The organism is Morganella sp. B601 (assembly GCF_051172335.1).
Lineage (GTDB): Bacteria > Pseudomonadota > Gammaproteobacteria > Enterobacterales > Enterobacteriaceae > Morganella > Morganella morganii.
In genome coordinates, this window is the sequence record NZ_JBPIZE010000010.1 from 57,935 (window position 1) to 67,351 (window position 9,417).

The 9,417-nt window shown below is 51.6% G+C and carries 5 protein-coding genes, 1 tRNA gene and 1 rRNA gene; 2 read left to right on the forward strand and 5 right to left on the reverse strand.

The annotated features are described in order from the left end of the window. Positions 1-279 precede the first annotated feature (279 nt). Positions 280-864, reverse strand: a complete 585-nt coding sequence (locus ACSBQN_RS18620) for a hypothetical protein (protein WP_004238280.1) — start codon at positions 862-864, stop codon at positions 280-282. 698 nt (positions 865-1,562) lie between these two features. Next, the gene (gene metH / locus ACSBQN_RS18625) at positions 1,563-5,243 is read right to left on the reverse strand and encodes a methionine synthase (protein WP_024475148.1); all 3,681 of its coding nucleotides are present in this window, start codon (positions 5,241-5,243) and stop codon (positions 1,563-1,565) included. Positions 5,244-5,557: 314 nt separating this feature from the next. On the opposite strand from metH, the gene edd reads away from it, so the two are divergent. Both edd and ACSBQN_RS18635 read left to right on the forward strand, forming a co-directional pair. Beyond that, a complete protein-coding gene (gene edd, locus ACSBQN_RS18630) occupies positions 5,558-7,423 on the forward strand; it encodes a phosphogluconate dehydratase (RefSeq protein ID WP_354633008.1) in 1,866 nt (621 codons plus the stop codon). After that, complete coding sequence (locus ACSBQN_RS18635) at positions 7,416-8,057, forward strand: bifunctional 4-hydroxy-2-oxoglutarate aldolase/2-dehydro-3-deoxy-phosphogluconate aldolase (protein WP_024475146.1); 642 nt, start codon at positions 7,416-7,418, stop codon at positions 8,055-8,057. The genes edd and ACSBQN_RS18635 overlap by 8 nt, the downstream gene beginning before the upstream one ends. 53 nt (positions 8,058-8,110) lie before the next feature. On the opposite strand, the gene metA is transcribed toward ACSBQN_RS18635, so the two are convergent. From metA to rrf, 3 genes are all read right to left on the reverse strand, one after another. After that, positions 8,111-9,040, reverse strand: coding sequence for a homoserine O-acetyltransferase MetA (gene metA, locus ACSBQN_RS18640; RefSeq protein ID WP_004238285.1), 930 nt, complete (start codon positions 9,038-9,040; stop codon positions 8,111-8,113). A gap of 147 nt (positions 9,041-9,187) precedes the next feature. Further along, a tRNA-Asp gene (locus ACSBQN_RS18645) sits at positions 9,188-9,264 on the reverse strand. 48 nt (positions 9,265-9,312) lie between these two features. Further along, a 5S ribosomal RNA gene (gene rrf, locus ACSBQN_RS18650) occupies positions 9,313-9,417 on the reverse strand; the annotation flags it as partial.

Consider the following 9,417-nt stretch of genomic DNA (forward strand, 5'->3'; position numbering starts at 1 on the left):
TCACGGGAGAAAATATAAATAACAGTGAATTATTTATCGCTATTAATCATATCCCTCATGAAAAATTATACGGTAACCAGCCGACCTTTCCATTAATAAAACTCATATTTACACAAAACAATATAAATAATTTTTATCAATAACAATCAGAGTTATTTATACTGGTTTTAATTGTCAATTATGTATTACTGCTTCAATAACAATTAATTTTATTCACCAGTTTCGAAAGTAATAATTCATATCTGGTGTTATTCTTGCGTAATAAGAATTACTGAATCATCAGCAAACCTGATAACCGCCGTGTTCTGCCGCGAATAAATTAAACTCACGCCAGCCTCTCAGGGCATATTCCAGTGTTTTGTGGCTGATTTTGCACAATGATGCGATATTACTGACCACCATATTGTTATCTTCCAGCATGTGATCAGTCAGAACACCGGCAATAAGCAGGCATTCTTCCGGCATGATCCGCCAGGCATCCTGTGTGGCAAATTTATGGACTGGTACATATCCCTCTTTCGGACTGCGCCGGCTCAGCAGCGCCAGTTCGTCGGCTCTCGCCTGTTTAAAGGCGGCGATTTCATCCGGTGACGGTACCGGTTCCGGCAGTTGCTGCTGATATAAGAAGTGATAAACCTCTGACGCCCGGGCGGGTGTCAGCTCGCTTTTCAACCAGATACGGTTAAAGCAGTCATCGTCCAGCACATCATCGGTATCCAGAATATCCGTGATCTGCATAATATTCAGTGCAGCGTTGAGGATACTCTCATCCAATTCATAATAGTGAGGCTGATCTGCTTTCGGCAGCGAATACGCGGGCAGGCACCCGGCAGGTAAAGCATCCTGAATATAGAAACGGTACATTGTCTCATCACTCCCTTTTATGGCTGAATCTGATATGCCCGGTCACGGCTGTTGTCAGCCATAGTACGGGATAATTGCTTATCTATAAATGGGGATGAAAAAAACAATGACAAGAGCAGGCTGTCACATTGCGTGATAATTGCGAAGGAAGGAGAAAGGATCCCGGCCGGTTATCCTGTTTTACTTCAGATTATGGTGTGGTGTCCGGTACTGCAAATACAGGAAATGTCGTTTCACAACTCACCGGAACAGTGACCTTCAGAATGATATCAGCTCCGGTATCAGATAACGGGTTATCAGGGCGGAAACAACGAAACTCTGTCTTTTTTTCCACACTTTCTGACGGATGACACAATGCAGGGCAGTCAGGTAACGGCCGCCTGCTGAAACAAACACGACCATCTATTTCCTCAACTTTGTTCTTGTAGAACATCGGGCAGGGTAAATCAATCTCAGCCCGGCAGTTACCGGCAAATACGCTGCATAAGACAAAAGTGGCGGATATCATTAACGGCCTGAAAACGGGAAGTGTCATACCACCTCCCCGGTCCTGCCACCGGCAATGATAAATACTGAGCTCATACGATTCTCCTTCTGTTCTGATAATGGCATACAGTGATACTGCAGGATCCACTATACGCAGAACAGTACCCGGCGGTTAACGCAAACCGGGACAGAAGACTGACACACGGTAATACTCAGTCTTCCGGATCATACCCCAGGTTCGGGGCCAGCCAGCGCTCAAGCTCTTTCACCGGCATACCTTTGCGGGCGGCATAATCCTCAATCTGATCTCTCTGGATCTGAGCCACCGCAAAATAGCGGCTCTGCGGATGACTGAAATACCAGCCGGATACCGATGCCCCCGGCCACATAGCATAAGATTCCGTCAGCCGCATGCCGGTATGTCTTTCAACATCCAGCAGTTCCCAGATTTTGCTTTTCTCCGTATGTTCCGGACAGGCCGGGTAGCCGGGTGCGGGGCGGATCCCCTGGTAGTTTTCGCGGATCAGCGAGTCATTATCCAGGTTTTCATCCGGACTGTAGCCCCAGATAGTTTTACGCACCTGCTCATGCAGATACTCCGCAAACCCTTCCGCCAGCCGGTCAGCGAGGGCTTTCACCATGATTTTATTGTAATCATCGTGTGCCGCATCAAACTGAGCTGCCAGTGTATCCTCCTCCAGCCCGCCGGTGACAGCAAAGGCTCCGAGATAATCCGGAATTCCCGGTGGTGCGACAAAATCCGCCAGGCAGGCATTCGGGAAATCATCTTTCTTCTGTGTCTGCTGACGCAGATGACAGCTGTATAACAGAACCTCTTCGCGGGATTCGTCACAGTAAACCGCGATATCATCGCCGATCCGGTTAGCCGGGAAAATCCCCGCCACCCCACGCGGTGTCAGTGCGCCGGTTCTGTCCAGCTCATCCAGCATCGCGTTTGCCTCTTTAAACAGGTGGCGGGCTTCTTCACCAACGACATCATCTTCCAGAATACGCGGGTATTTTCCGGCCAGCGACCAGGTCATAAAGAAAGGTGTCCAGTCAATATAACGGCGCAGTACCGAAATCGGTGCAGTGACAGTTTTCACGCCGGTAACTGCCGGGCGCGGCGGCGTATAATTATCCCAGTCCGCTGCAAACGCATTTGCCCGCGCCTGTGCGAGTGTCACCGGTGCAGAGCGCGGCTGACGGCGGGCATACTGGTCACGGACAATCTCATATTCTTTGCGGGTACGGGCAACAAATTCATCCCGTTGTTTATCTGACAATAATGCCGCCACGACCCCGACCGTCCGTGAGGCATTCTGCACATAGGTTACCGGCCCGCTGTAATTCGGCTCAATTTTTACCGCTGTATGGGCTTTGGATGTGGTGGCGCCGCCGATCAGCAGCGGCAGGGAAAACCCCTGACGCTCCATCTCTTTCGCCACATGCACCATTTCATCCAGTGACGGTGTGATAAGCCCGGACAGCCCGATAATATCGACTTTTTCCTCAATAGCCGTGCGGAGAATTGTTTCACAGGGTACCATCACCCCGAGGTCGATAATTTCATAGTTATTACACTGCAATACCACGCCGACGATATTCTTGCCGATATCATGCACATCGCCTTTGACTGTCGCCAGCAGGACTTTCCCGGCACTGGAGCCGCTGGTTTTCGCTGCCTGAATATAAGGTTCCAGATATGCCACCGCCTGTTTCATTACCCGTGCGGATTTCACCACCTGCGGCAGAAACATTTTTCCCTCACTGAACAGATCACCGACCACATTCATGCCGTTCATCAGCGGACCTTCGATCACTTCAATCGGGCTGTCAGCACGCAGACGGGCAGCTTCGGTATCCTCAACAATAAATTCGGTGATCCCTTTCACCAGCGCATATTCCAGACGCTTTTCCACATCCCACCCGCGCCATTCCGCAAGCTGCGGCTGATCATTTTCCCCTTTGCTGCCGCGATATTCTTCTGCCAGCGCCAGCAGCCTGTCTGTACCATCCTCGCGGCGGTTCAGGATCACATCTTCCACCGCATCACGCAGTGCAGCCGGCAAATCATCATAAATGGCCAGTTGCCCGGCATTCACAATCCCCATGTCCATGCCGTTACGGATAGCGTAATAGAGGAAAACGGCGTGAATCGCTTCCCGTACCGGATCATTTCCGCGGAACGAGAAAGAGACGTTGGAGACCCCGCCGGAGATCAGTGCATGGGGCAGTGTTGCTTTGATATCCTTACAGGCTTCAATAAAATCAACGGCATAATTGTTATGCTCAGGAATACCGGTTGCCACCGCAAAAATATTCGGGTCAAAAATAATATCTTCCGGCGGAAATCCCACCTGCTCAGTCAGAATGCGGTAAGCCCGCTGACAGATTTCTGTCTTGCGCTGCCGGGTATCCGCCTGGCCGGTTTCATCAAAGGCCATCACAATCACGGCAGCACCGTAACGCAGCACTTTTTTGGCATGATCGATAAAGGCTGCCTCTCCCTCTTTCAGGGAAATCGAGTTCACAATGCCTTTACCCTGGATACATTTCAGCCCGGCCTCGATCACCTCCCATTTTGAGGAGTCGATCATAATCGGTACGCGGGCGATATCCGGCTCACCGGAAATCATATTCAGGAAACGCACCATGGCAGCCTGTGAATCCAGCATGCCCTCATCCATGTTGATATCAATAATCTGTGCGCCGTTCTCCACCTGATTACGGGCAATATCCAGTGCTTCCTGGTAATTACCTTCTTTAATCAGCCGCTTAAACCGTGCGGAGCCGGTAATATTGGTTCTCTCCCCCACGTTGACGAACAGGGAATTTTCATTGATGGTCAGCGGCTCCAGTCCCGCCAGACGGCAGGCCACAGGACGATCAGGAATAACACGCGGCGGAATATCCGCCACCGCCTGTGCAATTGCACGGATATGATCGGGCGTGGTGCCGCAGCAGCCACCGACAATATTCAGCAAACCGGACTGCGCCCACTCACTGATATAGCCCGCCATATTGGCGGCATCCAGGTCATAACCGCCGAACGCATTCGGCAGACCGGCATTCGGGTGAGTACTGACATAACAATCCGCGATACGGGACAGTTCGGCCACATACTGGCGCAGTTCAGCAGGCCCCAGCGCACAGTTAAGCCCGAAAGAGATCGGACGGATGTGGCGCATAGAGTTATAAAAGGCTTCAGTTGTCTGGCCGGTCAGTGTGCGGCCGGAGGCATCCGTAATCGTACCGGAAAGCATTACCGGCAATTTAGTCCCCAACGCCTCAAATTCAGTTTCAACGGCATAAATCGCCGCCTTGGCATTCAGGGTATCGAAAATTGTTTCGATCATAATGATGTCAGCGCCGCCGCGGATCAGTGCCCGCACAGAGCTGCGGTAAGCCTCAACCAGCGCATCATAGGATACATTGCGGTAAGCCGGATCATTCACATCGGGAGAGATTGATGCCGTCCGGTTGGTCGGACCCAGAATCCCGGCCACATACCGGGGTTTCTCCGGCGTTTTGCACGTCCATTCATCGGCACATTCCCGCGCCAGTTTCGCGGCGGCTTCATTAATTTCATCAGACAGTGATTCCATCTGATAATCCGCCATGGAAATAACCGTGGAGTTAAAGCTGTTGGTTTCAATAATATCCGCACCGGCTTCCAGATAGGCGTGATGAATTTCGCGGATAATATCCGGCTGCGTAATGGATAACAGATCGTTATTTCCTTTCAGATCCACCGGCCAGTCAGCAAAACGCTCACCGCGGTATTCCATTTCGTTCAGTGCATAGCGCTGGATCATTGTTCCCATTGCACCATCAAGAATCAGGATCCGTTGATTAAGCGCTTTTTTTAATACACTGATTTTATTACCCATTTATCTGACTCCGTTCTGCAATGCCCGTTTAAATAGCCGTCTGAACGTCTATACTACCACAACTTTCCCTGAGTGCATTAACGTGCAACCTGAGCGTTTTTCATGTTGCTGTGATCCGCAGAGGTACTCAACCCTCTTTTTCTGATTATTCGATCCGCGCCGAAAGCTTTCTCGTTTCAGCTAAATTTGAGGTGGATCATATTCAGGAAAGAGAATTGCTCATAAAAGTTGCAATCCGTTGCTGATCTATGACAGTGTTACCGGTAACAAATGAGTTAATGATACTGCAGCAGGCAGATAATCAGCACGGAGCCATGACTATGACACATTCTGCGTACCCGCCGGTTCATCCGCGACTTTCAGAAATTACCGCCCGTATTACGGCGCGTTCCCGTGTATCCCGAGCCCGGTATCTGGAAAAAATCAGCGCCGCACGCAGTAAAACTGTTCATCGTGCCCAGCTTGCCTGCGGTAATCTGGCACACGGCTTTGCCGCCTGCCAGCCGGATGAGAAACAACAGTTACGCAATATGGCGCATAACGATATTGCAATCATCACTGCTTACAATGATATGTTGTCAGCACATAAGCCGTATGAATTTTATCCGGAACAAATCAAAGCTGCACTGCACAGCGTGGGGGCTATCGGCCAGGTTGCCGGCGGGGTTCCCGCCATGTGTGACGGCGTGACCCAGGGGCAGGATGGTATGGAGTTATCCCTTCTGAGCCGTGATGTGATTGCAATGTCTGCCGCTGTCGGACTTTCCCACAATATGTTTGATGGCGCACTTTACCTCGGGATCTGCGATAAAATCGTCCCGGGAATGATGATGGCGGCACTCTCTTTCGGGCATCTGCCGTCCGTATTTATTCCGGCGGGTCCCATGACCAGCGGTCTGCCGAATAAAGAAAAAGTGCATGTCCGTCAGTTATTTGCTGAAGGTAAAGTTGATCGCCGGGCACTGCTGGATGCAGAAGCAGCCTCTTATCATTCAGCCGGAACCTGTACCTTTTACGGCACCGCTAATTCCAATCAGATGGTGATGGAAATCATGGGGCTGCATCTGCCGGGCGCGTCCTTTGTTCATCCTGATACCCCGCTGCGCACCGCACTGACGGATGCCGCTGCCCGCCAGGTTGTCCGCTTTACTGAAAACCGCGGCAATTATCTGCCGGTCGGGCAACTGGTGGATGAAAAAGTCATCGTTAACGGCATCGTTGGTTTGCTGGCAACAGGGGGGTCCACCAATCTGACCATGCACCTTATCGCAATGGCCGCTGCAGCCGGGATTATCATCAACTGGGATGATTTTTCTGAGCTGTCGGACATTATCCCGCTGCTCAGCCGGATCTACCCGAATGGCCCGGCGGATATCAACCAGTTCCATGCCGCAGGCGGGTTACAGCTGATTATCCGTGAGCTGCTAAGCCTGGGGCTGCTGCATGAAGATGTTCATACTGTCGCCGGTTTCGGCCTATCCCGTTATACACAGGAGCCGTGGCTGGATAACGGCGAACTGAAATGGCGGGAAGGCGCGCTCAGTTCGCTTGATGACAGTGTGATTGCATCCGGAAATGCACCGTTTTCGTCTCACGGCGGTACCAAAGTGCTGACCGGAAATCTCGGACGTGCGGTAATGAAAACCTCGGCAGTGCCTGCCGATAACCAGATTATTGAAGCCCCGGCCATCGTGTTTAACAGCCAGCATGATATTGTGCCCGCGTTTGAGGCCGGAAAACTGAACAAAGATTGTGTAGTGGTGGTGCGTTTCCAGGGGCCGCAGGCCAACGGGATGCCGGAACTGCACAAACTGATGCCGCCGCTGGGCGTGCTGATGGATAAAGGCTACCGGGTGGCCCTGGTAACCGACGGCCGTTTGTCCGGCGCATCCGGTAAGGTACCTTCCGCTATTCACGTTACTCCGGAAGCATATACCGGCGGGCTGCTGACCAAAGTCCGCGACGGCGATATGATCCGGGTGAACGGACAGACCGGCGAGCTGGTGCTGCTTGTTGATGAGGCTGTTCTGGCAGAACGTGAGAGTGTCATCCCTGACCTCAGCGCAGAGCGGGACGGCTCAGGCCGTGAATTATTCAGTGCATTACGCACGCAACTCTCAGGTGCGGAAGAAGGCGCCTGCTGTATTCGTTTTTATAAAAGTGAGAATGACGATGAATGATCAGATGTTAAGTGCGCAATCCGTTTTAAATGCAGGACCGGTTGTGCCTGTCATTGTTATCCGTGAGCTGCATCAGGCAGTACCGCTGGCCCGCGCACTGGTCGCAGGCGGGATCCGCGTTCTGGAAGTCACACTGCGTACAGAGTGTGCAATTGAAGCTATCCGCGCCATTGCGGAAGAAGTGCCGGAGGCGATTGTCGGTGCGGGTACCGTGATTAATCCGGAGCAACTGAAAGCCGTCACTGACGCCGGTGCACAGTTTGCTATCAGCCCCGGTCTGACAGAATCTCTGTTGCAGGCAGCCGATCAGGGCTCCATTCCGCTGATCCCGGGGATCGCCACGGTTTCCGAGCTGATGGCGGGTATGGCTTACGGACTAAAAAATTTTAAATTCTTCCCGGCAGAAGCAAACGGCGGAGTGAAAGCGCTGAAAGCTATCTCCGGCCCCTTCCCGGATATCCGTTTCTGCCCGACCGGCGGGATCTCCCTGAATAACTACCGGGATTATCTCGCGCTCAGCAGTGTGGCCTGTGTCGGCGGTTCATGGCTGGTACCTGAAGATGCACTCCGCGACGGAGACTATGATCGTATTACCGCACTGGCGGCACAAGCCGTTGCCGGTACCGCTGCATAAAAACATCGTGAATTAAGTCTGCCTTTTGCCACCGTTCGCGGTGGCTTTTTTTATCAGTCCGCCGTCGGATTCATCACACTCAGGTCATACGGTGTTATCTGATAAACACAATAATTCAGCCAGTTAGCATAAAGCAGATGGCCGTGTCCGCGCCAGCTGGATACCGGTGTTTTCGACGGGTCATTATCCGGAAAATAGTTCACCGGGATAGCAGGATCCAACCCCGCATCCGAGTCACGCTGATATTCTCCCGCCAATGTATCCGCATCATATTCCGCATGGCCGGTCACATAGACCTGACGCTTGTCTTTACTGGCAAACAGATAGGCTCCGGCTTCTTCAGAGGCAGCCAGGATATCGAGATCGGTATTTTCACGGATCATTGCTTCAGGAAATGCCGCATAGCGGGAGTGAGGCGCAGAAAACTGCCCGTCAAATCCTCTGGTCAGCAGCGCATGCGGCATCAGTGTGGTGTGGGTATACACCCCGGAAATTTTTTCCGGCAGTGTTTGTTTCGGGATATTGTAAAGCGTGTTCAGCCCCGCCTGTACGGCCCAGCAGACAAAAAGTGTTGATGTGACATGTGTCTGTGACCAGCGGATAATCTCGTCCAGTTCCGGCCAGTAATCCACATCCTGAAATTCAACCAGACCGAGTGGTGCACCGGTGATCACCAGACCATCAAAATTCTGTTCTTTTATATCATCAAAGTCACAATAAAAGGCATCCAGATGCGCCTTGGGTGTGTTCTTTGATTCATGGTGGCTGATACGCAGCAGCTGAATATCAACCTGAAGCGGTGTGTTGGAGAGCAGACGCAGAAATTGCAGTTCTGTTTCAATCTTCTTGGGCATCAGATTTAAAAACAGCACTTTCAGTGGCCGTATATCCTGAAATTGTGCCCGTGATGATGTCATCACAAAGATATTTTCATCACGCAAATCGGTGACAGCAGGAAGTTCATCAGGGATACGGATTGGCATAGCGGCGGGCTCTCCTTGTTGTTTTAGACATCCGGACATCCAAAACTAACGAAAAAGAGAGGTTCTGTCGAGGGAAAAACGACAAGGTGAATTTATTTCATACAAAAAACAAAACCCCGATAGTTTCCTATCGGGGTTAATGTTTGTTGGCGGAACGGACGGGACTCGAACCCGCGACCCCCTGCGTGACAGGCAGGTATTCTAACCAACTGAACTACCGCTCCGCGTATCTCTGTGTGACTGATGCAGCTCTGCACCCTCACTTAATAATAACCTGGCGGTTCCCTACTCTCACATGGGGAGACCCCACACTACCATCGGCGCTACGGCGTTTCACTTCTGAGTTCGGCATGGGGTCAGGTGGGACCACCGCGCTA

Excerpts from the sequence above, each read along its gene's own strand:
- edd (WP_354633008.1), top strand. The coding sequence starts at position 5,558 with ATGACTATGACACATTCTGCGTACCCGCCGGTTCATCCGCGACTTTCA.
- metA (WP_004238285.1), bottom strand. The coding sequence starts at position 9,040 with ATGCCAATCCGTATCCCTGATGAACTTCCTGCTGTCACCGATTTGCGT.
- metH (WP_024475148.1), bottom strand. The coding sequence starts at position 5,243 with ATGGGTAATAAAATCAGTGTATTAAAAAAAGCGCTTAATCAACGGATC.
- ACSBQN_RS18635 (WP_024475146.1), top strand. The coding sequence starts at position 7,416 with ATGAATGATCAGATGTTAAGTGCGCAATCCGTTTTAAATGCAGGACCG.
- ACSBQN_RS18620 (WP_004238280.1), bottom strand. The coding sequence starts at position 864 with ATGTACCGTTTCTATATTCAGGATGCTTTACCTGCCGGGTGCCTGCCC.